This is a genomic window from Streptomyces sichuanensis (genome assembly GCF_020328095.1).
GTDB classification, from domain to species: Bacteria; Actinomycetota; Actinomycetes; order Streptomycetales; family Streptomycetaceae; genus Streptomyces; species Streptomyces cinnamoneus.
Genome location: NZ_JAIXMK010000034.1, coordinates 56,045 through 75,541 on the forward strand (window position 1 = coordinate 56,045; position 19,497 = coordinate 75,541).

Consider the following 19,497-nt stretch of genomic DNA (forward strand, 5'->3'; position numbering starts at 1 on the left):
CTGAATGAATGCCACCGGAAAAACCCGCCACGCCCGCCGCGAAGTCAGCCCTCAAGCAGGGAACCCGGATATCCGTGCGGCGGCGCCCGGTACGGCCGTACGACCGCCCACGGAATTCCCCGGAAACCCATGGATTTCAGGACATCACCGCGTAGCCCGCCGCGCGCAGCGCCGCGCCCACCGCCGCGCAGTGCTCGGGGCCGGCCGTCTCCAGGTGCAGCTCGACCTCCGCCTCCGTCAGGCCGAGCCGCGGATCGGTGCGCACGTGGCTGATGTCGATGACGTTGGCGCCGGCCGAGGAGAGCACGTCGAGCAGTGCCGCCAGCGCACCCGGACGGTCCGTCAGCAGCAGCCGCAGCGAGAGGTACCGGCCCGCCGCGGCCATGCCGTGCCGCAGCACGCGCTGCAGCAGCAGCGGATCGACGTTGCCGCCGGACAGGACGGCCACGACCGGGCCCGTGAACGCCCCGGGCTCCGCCATCAGCGCCGCCACCGGAGCCGCCCCGGCCGGCTCCACCACCAGCTTCGCCCGCTCCAGGCACAGCAGCAGAGCGGCGGCCAGCTCGTCCTCGGAGACGGTGCGGACGTCGTCGACGAGGTCCCGGATGATCCGGAACGGCACCGCCCCCGGCCGTCCCACCCTGATGCCGTCGGCCATGGTCACCGGCCGGTCGAGCGGGACCGGGTGCCCGGCGGCCAGCGACGGCGGATAGGCGGCCGCCCCGGCCGCCTGCACGCCCACGACGCGCACGTCGGGCCGCAGCGCCTTCACCGCCACCGCGATGCCGGCCAGCAGGCCGCCCCCGCCGAGCCCCGCCACGACGGTGGCCGCCTCGGGGCACTGCTCCAGGATCTCCAGCCCCACCGTGCCCTGACCGGCGACGACGTCCCGATGGTCGAACGGGTGGACGAAGGCGGCGCCGGTCTCGTGCGCGTACTCCTGCGCGCCGCACACCGCCTCGTCCACCACCTGCCCGTACGTCCGGACGTCCGCGCCGTACCCGCGGGTGGCGGCCACCTTCGGCAGGGGCGCGTCCTGCGGCATGAACACCGTGGCCCGCACCCCGAGCAGCGCGGCCGCCAGGGCCACTCCCTGCGCGTGGTTGCCGGAGCTGGCCGCGACGACGCCCGCCGCCCGCTCGCGCTCCGAGAGGCCGGCGATCCGCACGTAGGCGCCCCGCAGCTTGAAGGACCCCGTCCGCTGGAGGTTCTCGCACTTGAGGCGGACCGGGGCACCGACCAGCGCGGAGAGACGGCGGCTGCTCTCCAGCGCCGTCGTCACGCTCACGCCGGCCAGCGTCCGCCGCGCGCGGCGCACATCGGCGAGGGAAACCGGACGTGCGGCCATGGGGCCAGTATCCCGCGCGCCCCCGCTCACCTGCGCGGATACGGGGTTCCGCTTACTCCCGATACATGCATACCGACCGGTTTGCGAAGCCCCGGCACGAGCGGGCGACGGGGCGCGTACTCTGTCCCCCATTCTGAGCAGTTCCCAGTCCGTTCCCTGCCCGCCGTACGAAGTGAGCCCCAGGCCATGCCCACCCCTCAGGACATGACGACCGACCTCGCCCCCGGTGTCCTCGACGCCCTCCAGCACCAGGTGGCCGTCTTCGCCCGCCGCGCCGAGCAGACCCGGCTCGGCGGCGTCGGCCGGGTCCACAACTCCATGGACCGCGCCGCCTACCTGCTGCTCAACCGTCTCGACCAGGAAGGCCCGATGGGCGTCAAGGCGCTCGCCGCGGGCATGGGGATCGACTCCTCGACCGTCACCCGCCAGGTGGCGCCGCTGGTCGACACCGGCCTGGTCAAGCGCACCTCGCACCCGGAGGACGGCCGCGCCGTCGTCCTGCAGCTCTCGCCGCGCGGCAAGGCCCGCCTGGAGGAGGTGCGCGCCTCCCGGCGCGAGCTGATGGCGCTGGTCACGGAGGGCTGGACGGAGGACGAGCGCACGTCCTTCTGCACCCTGCTCACCCGCTTCAACGGCGCGCTGGCCGACATCCACTTCACGCAGCCGGCCCAGGTGCCGCCGGCGTCCTGAGCGGGGGCACACGGGGTGACACCCGTGCCGTTCCGGGACGTGCCGACGTCCTGAGCATCCGGGAGCACCCCGCCGCTCCCGGACGCGCCGACGGGCCGGTGCGGGCCTGGTCGGCCCGCCCGGCCCGTCCGGGTCTGCGGTGTCCGGGGCCCGGCCGGCTTTCCCGGCCCGGCTCCCTGTCGGGCGAGCGCCGAGCGCCCAGCCCAGCGCCCAGCGCCCAGCGCCCAGCGCCTAGCCCAGAGCCTGGGCGAGGTCGGCGACCAGGTCGTCCGCCGACTCGATGCCGACCGACGCGCGCACCAGGTCCGCCGGGACCTCCAGCGCGGAACCCGCCACCGAGGCGTGCGTCATGCGGCCCGGGTGCTCGATCAGCGACTCCACGCCGCCCAGCGACTCACCGAGGGTGAACAGCTTGGCGCGGTTGCAGACCTCGACGGCCGCTTCCTCGCCGCCCGCGACACGGAAGGACACCATGCCGCCGAAGGCCCGCATCTGCTTGGCCGCGACCTCGTGCAGCGGGTGCTCGGGCAGACCCGGGTAGTAGATCTGCGTGACCTTCGGGTGCGCCTGCAGCATCTCCACCACGCGCTCGGCGTTGGCGGTGTGGCGGTCCATGCGCACCGCGAGGGTCTTGATGCCGCGCAGGGTGAGCCAGGAGTCGAAGGGGCCGGCGACGGCGCCCATGGCGTTCTGGTGGAAGGCCAGTTCCTCGCCCAGGCCGGCGTCGGAGGTGATCAGGGCGCCGCCGACGACGTCGGAGTGCCCGCCCATGTACTTGGTGGTGGAGTGGACGACCACGTCGGCGCCCAGGGCCAGCGGCTGCTGGAGGTAGGGGCTGGCGAAGGTGTTGTCCACGACGAGCTTGGCGCCGGCCTCGTGCGCGACGGCCGCGACCGCCGCGATGTCGGTGATGCCGAGCAGCGGGTTGGAGGGCGTCTCGACCCAGACGGCCTTGGTCTGCGGCCGGATGGCGGCGCGGACCGCGTCCACGTCGGAGGTGTCGGCGACCGACCACTCCACGCCCCAGCGGCCGACGACCTTGGCGAACAGGCGGAACGTGCCGCCGTAGGCGTCGTTCGGGATCACCACGTGGTCGCCGGGGGCCAGCAGCGTGCGCAGCAGGCAGTCCTCGGCCGCCAGGCCGGAGGCGAAGGCCAGGCCGCGGACGCCGCCCTCAAGGGCCGCCAGGTTCTCTTCCAGGGCGGTACGGGTGGGATTGGCGCTGCGGCTGTACTCATAGCCGCCGCGCAGGCCGCCGACGCCGTCCTGCTTGTAGGTGGAGACTTGGTAGATGGGCGGCACGACGGCCCCGGTCAGCGGGTCCGCCTCCTGCCCGGCATGGATCGCGAGGGTCTCGAAGCTGTGCTGGTCGCTCATTCATCCGAGAGTAGTGCCCGTTCGCCCGAACACTCCTGTTCACTTGTAACCGGCGGATGAACGATCCGCAGGTTTGCCGCGTTGTACCGTCGTCCACCTTCGTTTCTCTCGCTTTCCGGGACGCCTCATGGAGTTTCTGTTCATCCTGCTCGCCCTCGTCGTGATCTGCGGCGTCGTGGTGGTGCCGGCGCTGCGCCGGTACCGCGCGGGGCAGGACGCCGTGCGCGGGACCGGGGCGGCCGTCGACCCGGTGGGCGCCTTCGGTTTCGTCCCGCCCGGAGAGTTGGACGTGCGGCTTCCCGGGCCGGACCCGGAGCTGCTGGCGGCGGTCGGGGAGGCGCGCCGCACCCAGGACTGGAAGCCGGCCTCCGAGCTGCTGGCCCGGACGTCCGCCACGGAGGCGGCGGAGCTGCGCTGGCAGCGCGTGCAGACGCTGGCCGGGGCGGCCGCCCAGGAGCTGGCGGAGGCGCCGGGCACGGGCGGGATGTGGCTGCGGCACTGGCGCGTGGTGGCGCCCAAGGACGCGGGCGGCGCGGCGGTGCAGGCCGAGTTCCTGGTCCAGCAGGCGCTGCGCGACCCGTCGTCGCAGGACTTCCGGATGATCCTGGAGGAGGCCCGCACGGTCTGCGCCGAGGCGGCCCTGCTGGCGCCGGGCGACCCGGTGCCGTACATCGTCGAGCTGGGCGTGGCCCGGGGCCTGGGGGCGAGCGAGGCGGAGTTCCAGTCGGTCTGGGAGACGGTGGTCTCGCGGGCGCCGCAGCACATGGGCGCGCACCTGGCGGCGCTGCGGTACTGGAGCGCGAAGTGGCACGGCTCGCAGGAGCAGGCGGACGCCTTCGCGCAGCGCGCGGCGGCCTCGGCCGCGCAGGGCAGTCTGCTGCCCGCGCTGCCGCTGTTCGCGGTCCACGACCACCTGCCGGACGTTCAGCTGGTGCGCAGCCTGTTCCAGAGCGTGGTGATCCGCGAGGCGATCGAGGGCGCGCAGTTCGCGGTGGCGAACGCGCCGGAGGACCACCCCGTGCTGCCGCACGTGCGGCATCTGCTGGTCTGGTTCCTGGTGCGCGCCGACCGCCACGGCGAGGCCCTGGAGCAGCTGCGCAAGGTCGACGGCCACATCGGCGCGGTGCCGTGGACGTACGAGGCCGACCCGGTGGCGGCGTACACGGCGTACCGCGCGATGGCGGTCGCGGGCTGGGAGCGGGGCCGGAATTCCGCGTAGGGGATGACCGTTGGAGGGAGCATGATGCTGTTCGGACGTCGCGATGCCGGTCTGCCCACCGCCGAGGAGGCCCTCAGGGGCCGCCCGGAGCCGGAGTTCCCCCTCCAGGAACGCCACACGGTCCTGGGCACTCCCCTGGCCGCCCCCTACCCGCACGGCCTGGCGGTCGCCGACTTCGGCCTGGGCTGCTTCTGGGGCGCGGAGCGCGTCTTCTGGCAGGCGGAGGGCGTGTGGACGACGCTGGTCGGCTACCAGGGCGGCCACACTCCCAACCCCACGTACGACGAGGTCTGCAGCGGCCTGACGGGCCACACGGAAGCGGTCCGGGTGGTCTACGACCCGGCCCGGCTCCCGTACGCGTCGCTCCTGAAGCTCTTCTGGGAGTCCCACGACCCCACCCAGGGCTTCCGCCAGGGCAACGACCGCGGCACCCAGTACCGCTCCGCGGTCTACACCCACTCCCCCGAGGACCAGTCCACGGCCGAGTCCTCCCGCGCCCGCTACCAGCCGGTCCTCACGGCAGCGGGCCACGCCCCCATCACCACGGAAATCCTCCCGGCGGGCCCGTTCTACTACGCGGAGCCCTACCACCAGCAGTACTTGGCGAAGAACCCGTCGGGGTACTGCGGGATCGGGGGGACGGGCGTCTCGTGTCCGGTGGGGGTCGCGCCCTTGGAGGGCTGACCCCGGGGGCATCACCCCAGGTAGGGACGCTCTCGGTGCTCCAGGAAGTGCCGGATGCGGAGCTGCTGGGTGTGGTGCGTGGGGAGCGACGGGATGTCGTCGGGGTGGACGAACCGGAGCTCGGTGGACTCGTCGGAGATCGCGAGCTCCCCGCCCGTCACGCGTGCGGTGAAGCAGACGTTGAACTGACGCCGTACTTCCCCGTCGGAGTAGGCGATCACGTGGCGCGGGTCGGTGTAGGTGCCGACCAGTCCCGTGACCTCCACGTCCAGCCCGGTCTCCTCCTTGACCTCGCGCACCGCCGTGCCGGGGAGGGAGTCCGTCATCTCCATGCCGCCGCCGGGAAGGGCCCACAGATCATTGTCGCGCCGCCGCTGGAGCAGGATGCGACCTTGCTCGTCGGTGACGACGGCGGAAGCGGCCACGACCATGCTGTTGGGCTCGGGGGCCTCCGGGTCGTCGTAGTACTCGGTACGGGACACGATCACTCCTCCTGGACGGGCGTCGCCGTTGCCCACACCGCGTCGAAGCTCTGCCGTAGGTGTCGGAGATCCCTCCGTCACCGTTACGGCGAAGGTGCCAGAGAGGCGCTGCGAACGCGCTCGCTCCCCAGATGTGGGCGTTGACCAGTAGTTGATCATCCGCTCGGTAGAGGGAGTCGCACAGCGTCCCCATGGGTCCGGATCTCGATGCCGGGTACCCCGACCAACGGCCTGTAGTGCATCAGGGCCAGTCGACACCTGGACTCGATGCCGTGACCGAACCGCTCTTCCGGTAGCAGACCTGGTACGGCGGGCGGGCGAGCTACGGCAGGCAGACCGGATGAGGTGGCTTGGCACGCGCCACAAGCGCCGCCAGCCTGGCCAAGCCCTGAATGGGCAGTGCCATGCGTCCTCTACGTGTCGTCCTGGCCATCAGAACTTGTAGGTGAAGTGGGCCGTCTTGAACAGCCCTGGGGTGACATCCAGGTTCACGTACGTCGGCTTCTTCTCCGCCGAGAAGCCGAACGTCATCTTCGTGGTCTGCCCAGGGGCAAGCGTGCCGCCGTTCAGCATGCCGACGTTGTTCACGCTGTCGACGATCTCCTTGGTGGCGCCGCCATCGGTAGTGGCCTTGATGGTGGCAAGGTTGAGGTCGATGACCTTGTCGCCGTTGTTGGCAAAAATCACCCGCACCTTGTAGTTGAACGCGTCGGTGGAGGCAGCGGTCTCGTCCGGAGAGTACTTCTCCGGGATGCCTGGGGCGACCTCCAGGCCGTTGTTGAGCTTCACGGTGTCCCTGCCGAGCGCGGCCGACTTACCGTCGTCGGCCCCCTTACCCGGCACCTTCTTCGGCTGACCGCTCACCTCGTCGTCGACCGCCTTGCCCACGCCCACGACTAATGCCGTGCAACCCGCGAAGACCAAGGCCATCACACCGGCCAGCACGAGCAGCACGATCTTCGTCGTCGACATGCGCTTCTTGGGCGCGGGGTTCGTCCACTGGGGCTGAGACATCTGGGGCTGAGACATGAGGTCTTTCTCGCAGGTCGGATCGGTCCGAGAGCACGACTTGCCCCAGGACGGCGGGGCGGATAGATCACCGCGTACAGATAACGCGGACGGGCTCGGCACGACCCGGCCGATCGAGTCAAAAGGTTCACAAAGTCCGCTGACAACGCCCTGGAGGTCGCCAATTGCCCACCGGCCCGACTCATACCTGGGGGCCGCTTGGCCCCCGATGAGACTGACCCCGGGTTCGCCGCCGACGAGGCGCGTGGGGAATTCGCGGTGCACGGCGCACGGGCGACGAGGCCCTGGTCCACCTCGACGCCGCCCTGGCCCTGCTCGCCCGGTCAGGGGCGTTCAGCCGCGAACTGCTCCTGGAGCAGTACCTCGTCAAGCGGGACGCCATCCAGGAGGCCCGGTTGCGGGCGGCGCGTGAGGCGGAGCACGAGGGCCGCTGGCGGCGTCAGGACGCGGCCAACGTCGATCTGGAACGCGCCATGCACCGTTCCTCGATACGTGCCGTCGAGCTCGTCGCGGTGTTCACCTCGGCGATCGCCTTCGCGGTCGGCTCTCTCCAGGTCACCCTCAGCGGCACGCTGAAGCTGCGGGAGCGGCTGTGGCTGCTGACCGCCCTGGGCGCCGGGCTGGCGGTCTTCGCCCTGCTCATCGTCGGCGGCACCTGGCTCATCACCCGTAGCCGCTCCCGCCGCTGACCGCCCGCGACCGGTCCGTCGGCCGCGGTCAGTCGTGACGCGCTTTCGCCCTGTCCACGGCCGCCACGCCGATGGCCGCCAGGGCGATCTGGATCAGCCACTCGATCCAGTCGATGCCGCTCGTGACCGAGACGTGCAGTGCGCGCGCGATCGCGGTGCCGGCGAGGGCCGCCGCGATGCCGACGAGGATCATCAGCCACAGAGGAACGTGCTGGCGCCCCGGAAGGACCAGCCGGCCGAGCAGGCCGATGACGAAACCGATCACCAGCGCGCTGAGAATGCCCGAGATTTCCATGGGACTCACTTCCACAGGCGGGCGGAGCCTTATACCCACTGCCCGGCTTCATGTCAATCCCCATAAATCCGCATATTCGGCTTTTCTGTCAAGAGGGCGGGGAGGATAATCGTGACTGACAGCATGAGAAGGTGAAGATCACGAACGACCGTGAGCCGAAGACCGCCGAAACCCCTCGTCAGCACGCAGCCCAGGGGAACCGCGTGGCTGCGACGGAGGCGATGCGCAGCGCGGTCGAGCAGCTGACGGAGCTGCTCGGGCGGCAGCCGGAGTCCGTCTCCTCGCTGAAACCCACCGAGGAAGGCTGGCAGGCTCGGGTCGAGGTGGTGGAAGTGGAGCGGATCCCCGAAACGACCAGCGTGATGGCCAGCTACGACGTCGTTCTCGACCCGGCCGGCCAGCTCCTGGCCTACGAGCGGGGGCGCCGCTACACCCGCGCACAGACGGACAGGGACGACCGCTAGCCGCGGCCTGTAGCCGCGGCCCGCACCCCTCGTTCCCGTCACGGCGCGCATCCGGCGCGTGCGGTGCGCGCGGTGCGTCTTCGGCGCGACAGGCTCCGTCACGACATGACGTCACGAAGGGAAGGAATCGTGACTGTTACTCCGCAGGGCGGTCCCCTGCCCACCGGGGGTGGTGGCCGGTCGGGGAACCTCTACGACGTGCTGGAGCTGGTCCTGGACCGCGGGCTGGTGATCGACGCCTTCGTCCGCGTCTCCCTCGTGGGGATCGAAATACTCAAGGTGGACGCCCGCATCGTCGTGGCCAGCGTCGACACCTACCTCCGCTTCGCCGAGGCGTGCAACCGGCTCGACCTGGAGTCCGGCCGCAAGGCCCCGGCCCAGCTTCCCGACATGGTGCAGGGAGCCGTCGAAGGGGGCGCCAAGAGCAAGAGCAAGGGCGTGCTGACGGGCGCGGTCGAGGCCATCACGGACTCGCTGCACAAGGGCGACGACGAGGAAGCGGAACCCGAGCGGGCCCCGCGCGAGGCCCCCCACCGCGAGGCGGAGCGCAGGCCCCGTCGCTCGTCACGGCCGAGGGAGGAATGAGCGATGCCGCTGTACGTCTACGCCATCACCTCGGAGTCCCACCCCCTGCGCCTCGACGACGTGAGCGGGGTCGGCGATCCGCCGACGACGCTCTATACCGTCGGTGAGGGTTCGTTGCGGGCAGTGGTGAGCGACGCGCCCGAGGACCTCGCGGCGGGGCGGCGCGACCTGGAGGCCCATCACACCGTCCAGGGACGTCTCTGGGGCGAGGGCACCACGCTGCCCCTCAGCTTCGGGTTCGTCGCCCCGGACGAGGACACCGTGCGTGCGGTCCTGCGGGAACGGGGCGAGGAGTTCAGTCGCGCCCTCGACGAGCTGTCCGGACGGGTGGAGTTCAACGTCAAGGCCGTCCAGAACGAGGAGGCGCTGCTGCGCGAGGTCCTGGCCGGTTCCGAGCAGGCCCGCCGGCTCAACGAGGCCACGCGCGACGGCGGCGGCACGTACGAGGACCGGCTGGCGCTCGGCCAGCTCGTCGCCCAGGAGGTGCAGGCGCGGCAGGAGTCCCTGGCGGCCGAGATCGTCGAGGCGCTGCGCCCGCTCACCCGTTCCGAACAGCTCTCACCACCCTCACAGCAGTACTTCCTGAACGTCTCGTTCCTCGTCGACGACGACAAGGCAGAGGAGTTCTCGCGGACCGGTGCCGAACTCGCCGAGCGGTACGGCGAGGTGGCCGAGCTGCGAGTACGCGGTCCCCTGCCCCCGTACAGCTTCGCCTGAACGTTCCGAGAGGAGCAGCCGTGGGACTGTTCGTGGAGCTTCTGACGCTGCCGCTCGCTCCGGTCAGGGGCGTCGGATGGGTGGTGGACAAGATCCGCCTGGCGGCGGAACAGGAACTCAACGACCCTACGGCCCTCCAGGAGGAACTCGCCTCCTTGGAGCGGGCACACGAGGAGGGCCGCATCGAGGAACAGGAGTTCAGGCAGCGGGAGGACGCCTTGCTGGCCCAGCTGATGGCGACAAGGCAGCAACAACCCCCGCACGGCCTCTGAATGGGAAGGCGGAGATGATGAACAACGCCAAGATAGGCGCGGCTGTTCTCGGGGGGTACGTGCTGGGGCGTACCAAGAAGGCGAAGCTCGCGATCGGGCTCGGCACCCTGCTGGCCGGCTCCCGCGTCAAACCCGGGCAGCTCGGCAAGACCCTCGCCCAGTCCCCCTTCCTCGGCAACGTCAACGAGCAGGTCCGCAAGGAGCTGCTGTCCGCGGGAAAGGCGGCGGCGACGTCGGTGCTGACGGCCAAGGCCGAGCACCTGGCCGACTCCCTGCACGACCGGACCACCGGCATGCGGGAGAAGGCGGCCACTGGCGGTGGCGGGGAGAAGGAAAAGGAGAAGGAGAAGAAGGCTCCGGCAGCACGCGGGTCCGGGCACGGGGCCTCTTCGCACGCTCGTGGCGGGGCCACGGCTTCGGCGCACCGCACGTCCCGGTCCGGCGGGTCCGGGAAGCACGAGGAGGCGCACGAGGAGCAGACGCACGAGAAGGAAACGCACAGCACGGCTCGTGGCCGTTCCTCCGGCGGCGCCCACAGGACGAGGAGGTCGGACGATGGCTGAGCGGAGGGCGGCGGAGCGCGGCGGGGCGGCCGGCGGCCTGCGGGAGCGGGTCCAGGGCAATCCGGGCGCGAACCGGCTGGTGGAGGAGGCCGAAGCCTATGTCGAGGCACGGCTTGAGCGCGTGCTGCAGGAGATGGTGCACCGTGTGGAGGAATCGGCGACCCGGCTCGGCGAGGCCCACCTGGGGCCGCACGAGCTGGTCGGCGCCGTCGCGAAGGGCGGAGAGCGGTTGAAGGCGGGGGCCTCGCCCAGCGCGGCCGTGCTCTCGGCGGCCGCCTCGCACGCCAAGAGCGCGCTGTGGGACAAGGTCAAGGAGGTCTCCGGCAAGCGGCGCGAGCAGAAGCGGTCGGGCCCGGCCGGCGGCCGGAGCCTGACGGTGATCGAGGACGTGGAGGTCGGCGTCCCGGTGCGCGAGGCGTACGACCAGTGGACGCAGTTCCAGGAGTTCGGCCGCTTCGCCAAGGGCGTGGTGAACGTGGAGCGGGAGGACGACACGACGTCCCAGTGGCACGTGAAGATCGCCAAGGCGAGCCGCCACTGGCAGGGCACGGTGACCGAGATGGTGCCCGACGAACGCATCGCGTGGACGTCCGAGGGCGCCAAGGGAACCACCAAGGGCGTGGTCACCTTCCACGCGCTCGACAAGAACCTGACCAAGGTGCTGCTGGTGATGCAGTACTACCCCCAGGGGCTGGTCGAGAAGACCGGCGCACTGCTGCGGGCCCAGGGGCGCCGCACCCGGCTCGACCTGAAGCTCTACCGCGCGTTCCTGACCGTTCGCGGCGAGGCCACCGGCGGCTGGCGCGGCGAGATCCGCGACGGCGAGGTGGTCAGCGAGCCCGAGGAAGCGGAAGGCGCCGAGCGGGAGCGGGACGAGGACGAAGAGGTGCGGCCCGGCGATCCCGAGTACGCGGAGTACGAGGACTCGGAGGAGGGCGCCTACGACGAGGAGGACCGGGACGAAGGGCGACGCGGCAGCGTGGAGGAGGCCGAGGAGCGGTACGAAGACGAGGGCGACGAGGGCGACTACGAGGCGAGCGGTGAACCACGGGCGCGCGGCCGTCGCGACGAGGACGACACCCGTTACGCCGAGGACAGCGCATGGGAGGACGAGGAGGAACCCGGGGGCGCGGAACCACGCGGCGAGGAGTCCCGCCGCTCCAGGAGGTGACCCGCGGGCGATGACCGGAGACGATCCGAGGCCGAGGAGGTCGAACCCGCCGTGACCGAACCCGTTCTCCCCTCCGCCGGCCCGGCACGCTCGCTCTCCGCGTACGGACAGCAGGGCAGCAGCGCGAACCTCGCCGACATCCTGGAGCGCGTGCTGGACAAGGGCATCGTCATCGTCGGCGACATCAAGATCAATCTGCTCGACATCGAGCTGCTCACCATCAAACTGCGCCTGCTGGTGGCCTCCGTCGACAAGGCGAAGGAGATCGGCATCGACTGGTGGGAACACGACCCCGCCCTGTCGTCGCGGGCCGGCGAGCAGCGCGAGCTCGAAGAGCAGAACGAGCGCCTGCGGGCCGAGGTGAGGTCGTTGCGGCAGCAGGCCGCCCAGTCTGCGCCGAGGAGCCTGCCCGAGGGCCGGGCGGCGGACGACGCCGCCCGCCCGCGGCGCACCGAGACCGAACGGTCCCACGCCCCGGTGCGCTCCCGCGAGCGCGAAACGGAACGCCCGCGCGAAACGGAACTCGCGCACGAGACGGAACGCCCGCGCACGCCGGAACGCCCGCGCGCCACGGGGCGTGCCCGCGGCGCCGAGCCCGCCCGCGGAAGGCGGCGGCCCGGGGATGACGAGGACCGCCGTTGACGGGCCGCCGTTGACGGGCCGCCGAGAGGGAGGAGCCATGGCCGGCAACCTCAGCTACGCCTACGCCGTGGTGCCGTTCTCCCCGTCGCTGGAGCGCACCGCGCTGGCGGGTGTCCAGGGTGTGGCGGGCAGCCCCGTCACCCTCGTCCGCTCCGGCGAGGTGGCGGCGGCCGTCAGCCCCGTCCCGGAGGCCGACTTCTCCCAGTCGGCGCTCAAGGCGCACCTGGAGGACCTCGACTGGCTGGAGCCGACGGCCCGTGCGCACCACTCGGTCGTCGAGTCCCTCGCCGCCCACACCACCGTCCTGCCGCTCCGTCTCGCCACGGTGTACCTCGACGACCTGCGCGTCGCGGAGATGCTGCACGAGGGGCACCCGGTGTTCGCCGCCTCGCTCGCCCGGTTGTCCGGGCACGCGGAATGGGGCGTGAAGGTCTACGTGGACGCGGCCGCCGCGCCGCCCCCACCGGCCGCCGCACCGCCCGACGCGCCCGATGCGGGCCGCGCCTACCTGCGGCAACGCCGCCACCAGCACCAGACGCGCCGCGACGCATGGCGGCTGGCGGAGGAAGTGGTGCGCCGGATCGACGCCGAGACCCGCGGCCTGGCCGCCGGACGTGCCCGGCACCGGCCGCAACAGGGCCGCCTGGCCGAGGCGTCCGGCGAGAACGTCGCCAACGACGCCTACCTCGTTCCCCACGACCTGGCCGAGGAGTTCCGTCGCCGCGTCCACCGTGCCGCCGAGGGCTCTCCCGGCGTCCGCGTGGACATCACCGGCCCGTGGGCCCCCTACTCCTTCGCCGACCCCGGTGCGCCGGAGGGAGCACCCACGTGACGGGCCCCTACGCGGACGAGGACCGTCCCCTGGCACAGCGGCAGGTGGCCTTGATCGACCTCCTCGACCGGCTGCTGAGCGGTGGCGTCGTCCTCACCGGCGATCTCGTCCTGTCGATCGCCGACATCGATCTGGTGCGCATATCGCTGCGTGCCGTGGTGGTGGCCATCCGCGAACAGACCGAAGGCCAGTGGGACATCCCGGTACCGGGCGACAGGCCGGTCGAGGGCGGTGAGGATCGTGCCGAGCCGTGGTGACCCGCCCCGGCCCGACCGCCTGCGGGAGGCCGCCCAGGCGGCGGCCGGCGCCCTCTCGGTCGTCCCGGCCCACCCCGACGAACTCCCTCCCCCGCTCGGCGCGGCCCGCCGCACCGCCGCCGAACGCCTGCACACCGATCCCGACACGGTCGAGCGGGACCTCATCCGCCTGGTGCTGACCATCGTCGAGCTCCTGCGCCAGCTCATGGAACGCCAGGCGCTCCACCGCGTCGACGAGGGTGACCTCACCGAAGACCAGGAAGAACGGCTCGGCCTCACCCTGATGATCCTTCATGACCGCATGACCGAACTCTGCGACCAGTACGGGCTGACGATGGACGACCTCAACCTCGACCTCGGCCCCCTCGGCACGCTCCTGTGACCTACTGCCGCAGCAGCGCGAGCATGCCCGCCGTGTCGTCCAGGCCGTCGCCGTCGCCTTGGGCGAGGCGGCGTTCCATCAGGCGGAAGTACGGCAGGACCAGCTCGGCGCTGACGCCTTGGTCCTGCGCCGTGCGCAGGAGGGTCGTGGTGCCCGCCACCTGCATGGCGAGGTTGGAGTCGGCGCCGGCGGAAGCGCCTGCGGCGTGGGCGGCGGTCATGGCGCCGAGCCACTCGGTGAGCAGCGGGGTGAAGGCGCCGCGGTCGATTCCTTCTCCCTCGACCAGGGCGATGGCCTGCGTCATGCCGGCGAAGAGGCCGTACATTCCGCACAGCAGCGCCACGTCGTGCAGGGCCGCGAAACCCGCGTCCGTGCCCACGAACCGCGCGCCCGCCGGGACCTCCAGGAGCGCGCGGTGGGCGTCGAACAGCTCGCGGGAGCCGCTGTAGAGGACGTACGCGCCGGATCCAGGGGCCCCGATCATCGGCGGGACGGCCATGATCCCGCCGTCCAGGAACCGGGCCCCGCGGGCGGCGGCCCACGCCGCCCGTTCCCGCGCCGCCGCCGGGGTGCCGGTGGTCAGGTCGACCACGTCCTTGCCGGTGAGGTCGACGCCGTCCAGGACGGCGTCGACCGTGGCGCCGTCGAGCAGGCACAACACGACCAGGTCGGCCGCGGCCACGGCCCCGGCGGGGCTCGCGGCGGCCTCGGCGCCTTCGGCGGCGAGGGCCCGGGCCTTGGCGGGGGTGCGGTTCCAGACGGTCAGGGGCCGGCCGGCGGCCAGCCAGGCACGGCCGAGGGCGGTGCCCATGGCGCCGAGTCCGAGGAGGGCGATGCGGGTGTTCTTGTGCGCGTTCGTCATGCCTCTAGCCTTGGGCGAGAGCGATAGTTGATCAAGTACGCACTTCGAGGTGGGTACGTACCCCGGGGTGAGCGTGCTGGTCGGAGGGGGAGGAGCGAGGATGGCGACGAGCGGCAGGCCCGGTGCGGCGCACTGCGGGATCGACGCGGCGATGGAGGTCGTCGGCGGCAAGTGGAAGGTGCTCATCCTGTGGGCCCTGGAGCAGCGGCCCCACCGGTTCGGCGAACTGCGCCGCGGGATTCCCGGCGTCACCGAGAAGGTCCTGGCCGCGCAGCTGCGCGAGCTGGAGGCCGACGGCATCGTCCACCGCGAGGCCCACGACGAGGTGCCGCCGCGCGTCGAGTACTCCCTGACGCCGCTCGGCGCCGAACTCGGCGAAGCACTCGCCCCACTGGGGGCCTGGGGCACCAAGCACCTGGTGCCCGGCGGCGCGTGACCGGAGGCGGCAGGTACGGACGCGGCGGGTACGGACGCGGGGGTGCCGGGCCCGGTCCCCGCGTCCGCAAGGTGCCGGGTGTCAGCCGCAGATCGGGTTGACGGCGTGGTCGTCGACGTTCACGGCGTATCCGTCACAGCCGCCGCGGATGTTGGAGAAGTGGTACTGCAGGTGCGGCTTCGCGACGAGGGGCTTGACGAGCGACACGTACTGGTAGGCGTTGCCGTGCCCGGCCCGTTCGAGGATGTCGTACGCCTGGGCGGGGCTCAGGTACGTCGGCCCGTCGATGGCGGCGACCCCTCCCCACGGCGACCGGTAGGTGGTCATCTGGCCCACCTGGCCGTCCAGAGTCGCCTTGATCTGCACGGACTTGACGGCCGACTGGCGGTCGCCGGTGTTGAGGACGAACCGCCAGTCGGTGACCTTCGACATGTCCTGGGTCCTGCCGCCGGGCGCGCTGCCGTCCGCCAGCATGAGCCTGGCGTTCGGGTACTCCAGGTGCACCCGCAGGGTGACCAGCTCGGTCAGCTGCTGCAGGGAGAGCTGCGCGACGCCCTGCGCGGCGTGCGCCGCCGGCCCGGCAGCGGCGGGTGCGACGGGAACGGCCGCCTGTGCCGCGCCGGCGCCGAGCATGCCCGTCGCGGCCAACGCGCAGGCTGCGACCGGGGCTATGAGTCTCGCCTTGAGTTCCATGCCACTCCGTTTCGTGGAGATGCGTACTCGGGCGGATCGGCCCGCGCCACGGCGCGGGCACGACGGCGAGCCTCGCCGATGCGGAATGTCCGGGCAAGCGGTCGATTCGGCCATGGACCGCCCGTCGGCCGGCGAACACCGCACGCCGACGGCCGGGAACGGAACGTGATCAGCCCGGCCTGGCACGGGTGCCCGTCGTACCCCCCTGAGATCATCTGCCGGTGACATCCAGCCCCCCAGCCCATACCGCGCCCGCCCCCGCCCCCGCCTTCAGCGGGGACTTCGAAGCGCACATCACCGTGCCGGCCGGTGACGCCGCCGTCGCCGAGCAGTACGCCGCCGCCTGCGGTGCCGGGTTCACGCACATCGTCCTCGACCGCGGGCGGACGCCCAGCCAGCCGATGGTCACGCTCCGCTCCTCCGGCTCGCTGCCGCAGGTCCGCGAAGCCGTCGACGGTGTGGTGCACGGGCTGCAGGACGCGGGGGCCGAGGTGGTGCGGGTGAAGGTCGAGGCGGCGCCGTGGACCGCGGGGGTGCCCGAGAGCGACGAGGACGCCGCGGCGCTCGGGGAGAGTTACTACTTCGAGCACCACCTCAAGTTGCTGCTGCCGCCCGGCGCCGGCCTCGCCGCGCTCGGCCGGATCGCCTCCTCCCACACGGCCCACCTGTCGCGCAACGCCCGCCGGGTACGGGCCGACGGGCGCGCCGAGCGGTTCGTGACCCAGCGGTGCCGCGCGGTCGGCCTTCGGACGGCCGGGTTGCGGCTGGACGCACTGGTGGCGGCCGTGCGGGACGGCGGCCACGACATCATCTCCGTCGAGCGCGAGTTCGTCGTCCACGACAGCGACGGATCGCTCGACGCCGGCTGGATCACCGAGCGAGGGAGAGACGCATGACGGCCACACCGTGGGAGCGGTTCGGCTACGGCCCCTGGGACGACACGGCGGTCGTCCCCCAGTCGCCGCCCGACGAGGCCACCCGCCTGGCCAAGGACCTGCCCCCGACCCTGCTGCCGGTGGTCGGCGAGGGCGTCGTGCAGCGCGCGGCCTACGATCCGGCCGTCAACCACCACATGCGGGGCATGCGGCTCACCGAGCCGCGGTTCGCGAACGCCCGTACCGGCGAAGCGTGGCTCGCGGCCCGGCGCCGGGCCCTCGACCTCGCCCTCGCGGCCGTCGCCGGCTCCGGTTGGGCGGACCATCTCGTGCTGCGCGGAAGCGTGTTGCTGAAGGCGTGGTACGGGGACGCGGCGCGCGAGCCCGGCGACCTGGACTTCGTGGTGGTGCCCTCCACCTGGACCCTGGAGGACGAACGCACCGACGCCCTGCTCGACGACATCGCCCGCGCCGCCGAGGACCTCTCGCGCGCCGGGGGCGGCGTGCTCATCGACGCCTCGGGCGCCGTCAGCGGCGAGATCTGGACGTACGACCGGGTGCCCGGCCGCCGTCTCGTGCTCCCCTGGACCGCCCCGGCCGACGGGCCGGACGCCCTGCCCTCCGGCAGCGTCCAACTGGACTTCGTCTTCAACGAAACCCTCCCCGCCCTGTCCGTGCGCACCGCGATCCCCCGCCACGACGGCGGCGAACCGGCCGTCCTCATGACCGCCGGCCCCGAGCTCTCCCTCGCCTGGAAGCTGCTCTGGCTGATGACGGACATGCACCCGGAGGCCAAGGACCTCTACGACGCGGTCCTCCTCGCCGAGAACTGCCGACTGTCCTACGAGCTGCTGCGGCACGTGCTCATCACCTCGGAGGAGTACCGGGAGGGCTCGGAGTTCCACCTCGCGCAGGTCCTGGAGGCGGCCTCCAACGTCGACTGGCCCGAGTTCCGCAAGGACCATCCCGCCTTCCCCGTTCCGGAGCCCGCCTGCACGACCCGCCTGGCCGTCGCCCTCGCCCCCGTCTTCCACCCCGCCGAGGAGGGGCTGTACGCCCGGCTCGCCGTGGCCTTCGACCACCTCACGGACCTCCTCCGTGACGAGCACGGGAACGGGGGCATGGCAGCGGTCGAGGCGTGGTTCTGCGCCCGCCGCCTGAGCAGCGTCGAGGCGCTCGTCGCCGTGCGCGGGCTCCTCGGCGGCGCGGAGTGCACGTGGCAGGCCGCCGCGGACCTCCTCGTCTCCTTCCGCCACACCGACCAGCACCCCCACCGGAAGGACAGCGGCCCCTTCACGGGCGAGTGGTGCGGCGCGCCGCACCAGGTCGCCGCCTGGCTGGAGGCCGCCGAGACCGACGAGGCGGGCTCCGGGCCTTCCTGAGCCCCCTCACCCCCCACGGACCGCCCGGAAGCGGAAGCTGCCCTTCCCCACGGTGACCTCCGCCTCCGCGAACCCCGCCGCCCGCAGCCGTGTCGCCAGCGTCGCGGGCGGCACGGGCACACATGTGTCACCGAGGTGGATCAACCGGAAGCCCCAGCTGCTCAGTGCGTCGCACCCGGCGAACACCCCGCCCGGGCGCAGCACCCGCCGCGCCTCGGCGAAGAGCGCGTCCTGCAGCCGTGGCGAGGGCACGTGGTGCAGCATCGTGAAGCAGGCGACGGAGTCGAAGCGCCCGTCGGGCAGGGGCAGCGCGGCGCCGTCGCCGTGGAGCACCTCGGCGCGGTCGCCGAACTCCCGGCGCAGGCCGGCCACGTACGACGCATCGGTCTCGACGACGCTCAAGTGCCGCACCTGTGGCAGCAGTACGCGTGTCGTGGCCCCGTAGCCGGGTCCGATCTCCAGAGCGTGGGGGCCGAGGCTCACGCCGTCCAGGGCCCAGGGCAACAGCTGTTCCTCGACCGCCCGGGCCCACTTGCGGGAACTGCACAGACGTCGGTGGATGAGATTCATCGGCATACGGCGAGGCTAGGAACCGGGTATGGATGTCGTATACGGGCCAGGAGGCCAACCCATGTCGCCGGACGGACATATGGCGCCCGGCGGGGTCACGCCGCATTCCGGGGTGGGCGCCGCCCACGTCGTCGCCCCCGCCGGCAGCGCCATCGCCGTCGGCACGTTCGCGCTCGCCGGCGACGAGTGGTTCGACGAGCACGAGCACGGCTTCCACCAGCTCGCCTGGGCCCCGCAGGGCGTGCTGGCCGTGCGGGCCGCCGGCCGTACGTGGGTGCTGCCCTCGACCGTCGCCCTGTGGATCCCGGCAGGCACCCCGCACGCCACCGGCGCGACCTGCGCCGCCCTGATGCGCAGCCTCTACTTCCGGCCGGAGCAGTGCCCGCACACGTGGCCGGAGCCGTGCGTCGTGCCGGTGCCGGGGCTGTTGCGCGAGCTCATCGGCCACCTCTCGAACGACCTCGCACAGGGCGGCCCCGATGCCGCCGCCCGCCGGCGCGCGGAGGCGGTCGTCCTCGACCAGCTCCGCCCCGTGTCCGTGACGACCGTCCGGGCCCCGCTGCCCGCCGACGCCCGGGCCCGCCGCGTGGCGGAGGCCCTGCGCGCGGACCCGGCGGACGGGCGGACGCTCGCGCAGTGGGGCGCGGCGGTGGGCGCGAGCGCCCGCACACTGGCGCGTGCGTTCGCGACCGGTACGGGCATGTCGTTCGCACGGTGGCGCACCCAGTTGCGACTGGAGGCGGCGATGCCGCTGCTGGCCGGGGGCGCGACGGTCTCGGCCGTGGCCCGGCGGGTGGGTTACGGCTCGCCGAGCGCGTTCGTGGCGGCGTTCCGACGGGGAGTGGGGGTGCCGCCGGGCACGTATTTCAGCCCCACTGCCCCGCACAGGGAGGGCGTGCCGCGAGGCACGTAGGTCATGCCCGCATCCGGCAGAGGGGCGATGCGCCCACGGACGCGAACGTCACGCCCGCCTCCCCACGG

General features: G+C 72.4%; 26 protein-coding genes and 1 pseudogene. 18 read left to right on the forward strand and 9 right to left on the reverse strand.

All coding sequences use genetic code 11. The annotated features are described in order from the left end of the window. Window positions 1-136 precede the first annotated feature (136 nt). Entirely contained in the window at window positions 137-1,348 is a 1,212-nt protein-coding gene (ilvA, locus tag LE181_RS13855) for a threonine ammonia-lyase (RefSeq protein WP_225661562.1), read from the reverse strand. A 186-nt stretch (window positions 1,349-1,534) separates the two neighbouring features. On the opposite strand from ilvA, the gene LE181_RS13860 reads away from it, so the two are divergent. Beyond that, window positions 1,535-2,038, forward strand: coding sequence for a MarR family winged helix-turn-helix transcriptional regulator (locus LE181_RS13860; protein WP_225661563.1), 504 nt, complete (start codon window positions 1,535-1,537; stop codon window positions 2,036-2,038). Between the two features lie 231 nt (window positions 2,039-2,269). Here the strand turns inward: LE181_RS13860 and LE181_RS13865 are convergent, their stop codons facing one another. Further along, complete coding sequence (locus LE181_RS13865; RefSeq protein WP_190112254.1) at window positions 2,270-3,415, reverse strand: cystathionine gamma-synthase; 1,146 nt, start codon at window positions 3,413-3,415, stop codon at window positions 2,270-2,272. A 127-nt stretch (window positions 3,416-3,542) separates the two neighbouring features. Between LE181_RS13865 and LE181_RS13870 the strand changes: the two genes are divergently transcribed. Together LE181_RS13870 and msrA are read left to right on the forward strand one after the other, a co-directional pair. Further along, complete coding sequence (locus tag LE181_RS13870) at window positions 3,543-4,634, forward strand: hypothetical protein (protein WP_225661564.1); 1,092 nt, start codon at window positions 3,543-3,545, stop codon at window positions 4,632-4,634. Between the two features lie 24 nt (window positions 4,635-4,658). After that, window positions 4,659-5,318 (forward strand): peptide-methionine (S)-S-oxide reductase MsrA, encoded by a 660-nt coding sequence (gene msrA, locus LE181_RS13875; RefSeq protein ID WP_225661597.1) that lies wholly within the window; start codon window positions 4,659-4,661, stop codon window positions 5,316-5,318. 11 nt (window positions 5,319-5,329) lie between these two features. Here the strand turns inward: msrA and LE181_RS13880 are convergent, their stop codons facing one another. The 3 genes and pseudogenes from LE181_RS13880 to LE181_RS13890 all read right to left on the reverse strand — a co-directional run bounded on the left by LE181_RS13880 (window position 5,330) and on the right by LE181_RS13890 (window position 6,772). Next, entirely contained in the window at window positions 5,330-5,800 is a 471-nt protein-coding gene (locus LE181_RS13880; protein ID WP_225661565.1) for an NUDIX domain-containing protein, read from the reverse strand. Between the two features lie 2 nt (window positions 5,801-5,802). After that, window positions 5,803-6,090 (reverse strand): annotated as a pseudogene (locus tag LE181_RS13885) (XRE family transcriptional regulator); the annotation flags it as partial. A 142-nt stretch (window positions 6,091-6,232) separates the two neighbouring features. After that, on the reverse strand, window positions 6,233-6,772 hold the full coding sequence (locus tag LE181_RS13890; protein ID WP_225661566.1) for a hypothetical protein: 540 nt from the start codon (window positions 6,770-6,772) through the stop codon (window positions 6,233-6,235). A gap of 452 nt (window positions 6,773-7,224) precedes the next feature. Here LE181_RS13890 and LE181_RS13895 point away from each other — a divergent pair, with 452 nt between their 5' ends. Further along, window positions 7,225-7,518, forward strand: a complete 294-nt coding sequence (locus tag LE181_RS13895; RefSeq protein WP_225661567.1) for a hypothetical protein — start codon at window positions 7,225-7,227, stop codon at window positions 7,516-7,518. Window positions 7,519-7,546: 28 nt separating this feature from the next. Here LE181_RS13895 and LE181_RS13900 read toward each other — a convergent pair whose 3' ends face one another. Continuing rightward, the gene (locus LE181_RS13900) at window positions 7,547-7,813 is read right to left on the reverse strand and encodes a GlsB/YeaQ/YmgE family stress response membrane protein (RefSeq protein WP_225661568.1); all 267 of its coding nucleotides are present in this window, start codon (window positions 7,811-7,813) and stop codon (window positions 7,547-7,549) included. Between the two features lie 137 nt (window positions 7,814-7,950). Here LE181_RS13900 and LE181_RS13905 point away from each other — a divergent pair, with 137 nt between their 5' ends. The 10 genes from LE181_RS13905 to LE181_RS13950 all read left to right on the forward strand — a co-directional run bounded on the left by LE181_RS13905 (window position 7,951) and on the right by LE181_RS13950 (window position 13,698). Next, entirely contained in the window at window positions 7,951-8,277 is a 327-nt protein-coding gene (locus tag LE181_RS13905) for a gas vesicle protein GvpO (protein WP_225661598.1), read from the forward strand. A 129-nt stretch (window positions 8,278-8,406) separates the two neighbouring features. Continuing rightward, window positions 8,407-8,862, forward strand: coding sequence for a gas vesicle structural protein GvpA (locus tag LE181_RS13910; protein ID WP_225661569.1), 456 nt, complete (start codon window positions 8,407-8,409; stop codon window positions 8,860-8,862). 3 nt (window positions 8,863-8,865) lie between these two features. Then, a complete protein-coding gene (locus LE181_RS13915) occupies window positions 8,866-9,579 on the forward strand; it encodes a GvpL/GvpF family gas vesicle protein (protein ID WP_225661570.1) in 714 nt (237 codons plus the stop codon). Window positions 9,580-9,599: 20 nt separating this feature from the next. Next, window positions 9,600-9,851, forward strand: a complete 252-nt coding sequence (locus LE181_RS13920; protein WP_225661571.1) for a gas vesicle protein GvpG — start codon at window positions 9,600-9,602, stop codon at window positions 9,849-9,851. Window positions 9,852-9,868: 17 nt separating this feature from the next. Next, window positions 9,869-10,414 (forward strand): ABC transporter substrate-binding protein, encoded by a 546-nt coding sequence (locus LE181_RS13925; RefSeq protein WP_225661572.1) that lies wholly within the window; start codon window positions 9,869-9,871, stop codon window positions 10,412-10,414. Then, window positions 10,407-11,585 (forward strand): SRPBCC family protein, encoded by a 1,179-nt coding sequence (locus LE181_RS13930; protein WP_225661573.1) that lies wholly within the window; start codon window positions 10,407-10,409, stop codon window positions 11,583-11,585. The genes LE181_RS13925 and LE181_RS13930 overlap by 8 nt, the downstream gene beginning before the upstream one ends. A 51-nt stretch (window positions 11,586-11,636) precedes the next feature. Next, a complete protein-coding gene (locus LE181_RS32650) occupies window positions 11,637-12,227 on the forward strand; it encodes a gas vesicle protein (RefSeq protein ID WP_372458348.1) in 591 nt (196 codons plus the stop codon). A gap of 37 nt (window positions 12,228-12,264) precedes the next feature. Further along, window positions 12,265-13,059: a GvpL/GvpF family gas vesicle protein gene (locus LE181_RS13940; protein ID WP_225661574.1), complete on the forward strand. Its 795-nt coding sequence runs from the start codon at window positions 12,265-12,267 to the stop codon at window positions 13,057-13,059. Continuing rightward, the gene (locus LE181_RS13945) at window positions 13,056-13,316 is read left to right on the forward strand and encodes a gas vesicle protein (protein WP_225661575.1); all 261 of its coding nucleotides are present in this window, start codon (window positions 13,056-13,058) and stop codon (window positions 13,314-13,316) included. Before LE181_RS13940 ends, LE181_RS13945 begins: the two co-directional genes overlap by 4 nt. Continuing rightward, window positions 13,300-13,698 carry a gas vesicle protein K gene (locus LE181_RS13950; protein ID WP_225661576.1) on the forward strand — a complete coding sequence of 133 codons (399 nt, stop codon included), beginning with the start codon at window positions 13,300-13,302 and terminating at the stop codon, window positions 13,696-13,698. The genes LE181_RS13945 and LE181_RS13950 overlap by 17 nt, the downstream gene beginning before the upstream one ends. A 1-nt stretch (window position 13,699) precedes the next feature. On the opposite strand, the gene LE181_RS13955 is transcribed toward LE181_RS13950, so the two are convergent. After that, on the reverse strand, window positions 13,700-14,560 hold the full coding sequence (locus tag LE181_RS13955) for an NAD(P)-binding domain-containing protein (protein WP_225661577.1): 861 nt from the start codon (window positions 14,558-14,560) through the stop codon (window positions 13,700-13,702). 100 nt (window positions 14,561-14,660) lie between these two features. Between LE181_RS13955 and LE181_RS13960 the strand changes: the two genes are divergently transcribed. After that, a complete protein-coding gene (locus LE181_RS13960) occupies window positions 14,661-14,996 on the forward strand; it encodes a winged helix-turn-helix transcriptional regulator (RefSeq protein ID WP_225661578.1) in 336 nt (111 codons plus the stop codon). Window positions 14,997-15,077: 81 nt separating this feature from the next. On the opposite strand, the gene LE181_RS13965 is transcribed toward LE181_RS13960, so the two are convergent. Next, window positions 15,078-15,689: a hypothetical protein gene (locus LE181_RS13965; protein WP_225661579.1), complete on the reverse strand. Its 612-nt coding sequence runs from the start codon at window positions 15,687-15,689 to the stop codon at window positions 15,078-15,080. Window positions 15,690-15,910: 221 nt separating this feature from the next. Between LE181_RS13965 and LE181_RS13970 the strand changes: the two genes are divergently transcribed. Together LE181_RS13970 and LE181_RS13975 are read left to right on the forward strand one after the other, a co-directional pair. After that, the gene (locus LE181_RS13970; protein ID WP_225661580.1) at window positions 15,911-16,585 is read left to right on the forward strand and encodes a hypothetical protein; all 675 of its coding nucleotides are present in this window, start codon (window positions 15,911-15,913) and stop codon (window positions 16,583-16,585) included. Next, on the forward strand, window positions 16,582-17,946 hold the full coding sequence (locus LE181_RS13975) for a nucleotidyl transferase AbiEii/AbiGii toxin family protein (RefSeq protein WP_225661581.1): 1,365 nt from the start codon (window positions 16,582-16,584) through the stop codon (window positions 17,944-17,946). Before LE181_RS13970 ends, LE181_RS13975 begins: the two co-directional genes overlap by 4 nt. A gap of 6 nt (window positions 17,947-17,952) precedes the next feature. On the opposite strand, the gene LE181_RS13980 is transcribed toward LE181_RS13975, so the two are convergent. After that, entirely contained in the window at window positions 17,953-18,522 is a 570-nt protein-coding gene (locus LE181_RS13980; protein WP_225661582.1) for a class I SAM-dependent methyltransferase, read from the reverse strand. Between the two features lie 55 nt (window positions 18,523-18,577). Here LE181_RS13980 and LE181_RS13985 point away from each other — a divergent pair, with 55 nt between their 5' ends. Beyond that, complete coding sequence (locus LE181_RS13985; protein WP_225661583.1) at window positions 18,578-19,429, forward strand: helix-turn-helix domain-containing protein; 852 nt, start codon at window positions 18,578-18,580, stop codon at window positions 19,427-19,429. Window positions 19,430-19,497: the final 68 nt, after the last annotated feature.

Bases quoted from the DNA above. Each gene is read 5' to 3' on its own strand.
- LE181_RS13965 (WP_225661579.1), bottom strand. From the start codon at position 15,689: ATGGAACTCAAGGCGAGACTCATAGCCCCGGTCGCAGCCTGCGCGTTG.
- LE181_RS13975 (WP_225661581.1), top strand. From the start codon at position 16,582: ATGACGGCCACACCGTGGGAGCGGTTCGGCTACGGCCCCTGGGACGAC.
- LE181_RS13940 (WP_225661574.1), top strand. From the start codon at position 12,265: ATGGCCGGCAACCTCAGCTACGCCTACGCCGTGGTGCCGTTCTCCCCG.
- LE181_RS13925 (WP_225661572.1), top strand. From the start codon at position 9,869: ATGAACAACGCCAAGATAGGCGCGGCTGTTCTCGGGGGGTACGTGCTG.
- LE181_RS13960 (WP_225661578.1), top strand. From the start codon at position 14,661: ATGGCGACGAGCGGCAGGCCCGGTGCGGCGCACTGCGGGATCGACGCG.
- LE181_RS13900 (WP_225661568.1), bottom strand. From the start codon at position 7,813: ATGGAAATCTCGGGCATTCTCAGCGCGCTGGTGATCGGTTTCGTCATC.
- LE181_RS13930 (WP_225661573.1), top strand. From the start codon at position 10,407: ATGGCTGAGCGGAGGGCGGCGGAGCGCGGCGGGGCGGCCGGCGGCCTG.
- LE181_RS13865 (WP_190112254.1), bottom strand. From the start codon at position 3,415: ATGAGCGACCAGCACAGCTTCGAGACCCTCGCGATCCATGCCGGGCAG.
- ilvA (WP_225661562.1), bottom strand. From the start codon at position 1,348: ATGGCCGCACGTCCGGTTTCCCTCGCCGATGTGCGCCGCGCGCGGCGG.
- LE181_RS13980 (WP_225661582.1), bottom strand. From the start codon at position 18,522: ATGCCGATGAATCTCATCCACCGACGTCTGTGCAGTTCCCGCAAGTGG.
- LE181_RS13860 (WP_225661563.1), top strand. From the start codon at position 1,535: ATGCCCACCCCTCAGGACATGACGACCGACCTCGCCCCCGGTGTCCTC.
- LE181_RS13890 (WP_225661566.1), bottom strand. From the start codon at position 6,772: ATGTCGACGACGAAGATCGTGCTGCTCGTGCTGGCCGGTGTGATGGCC.
- LE181_RS13870 (WP_225661564.1), top strand. From the start codon at position 3,543: ATGGAGTTTCTGTTCATCCTGCTCGCCCTCGTCGTGATCTGCGGCGTC.
- LE181_RS13915 (WP_225661570.1), top strand. From the start codon at position 8,866: ATGCCGCTGTACGTCTACGCCATCACCTCGGAGTCCCACCCCCTGCGC.
- LE181_RS13985 (WP_225661583.1), top strand. From the start codon at position 18,578: ATGTCGCCGGACGGACATATGGCGCCCGGCGGGGTCACGCCGCATTCC.
- msrA (WP_225661597.1), top strand. From the start codon at position 4,659: ATGCTGTTCGGACGTCGCGATGCCGGTCTGCCCACCGCCGAGGAGGCC.
- LE181_RS13955 (WP_225661577.1), bottom strand. From the start codon at position 14,560: ATGACGAACGCGCACAAGAACACCCGCATCGCCCTCCTCGGACTCGGC.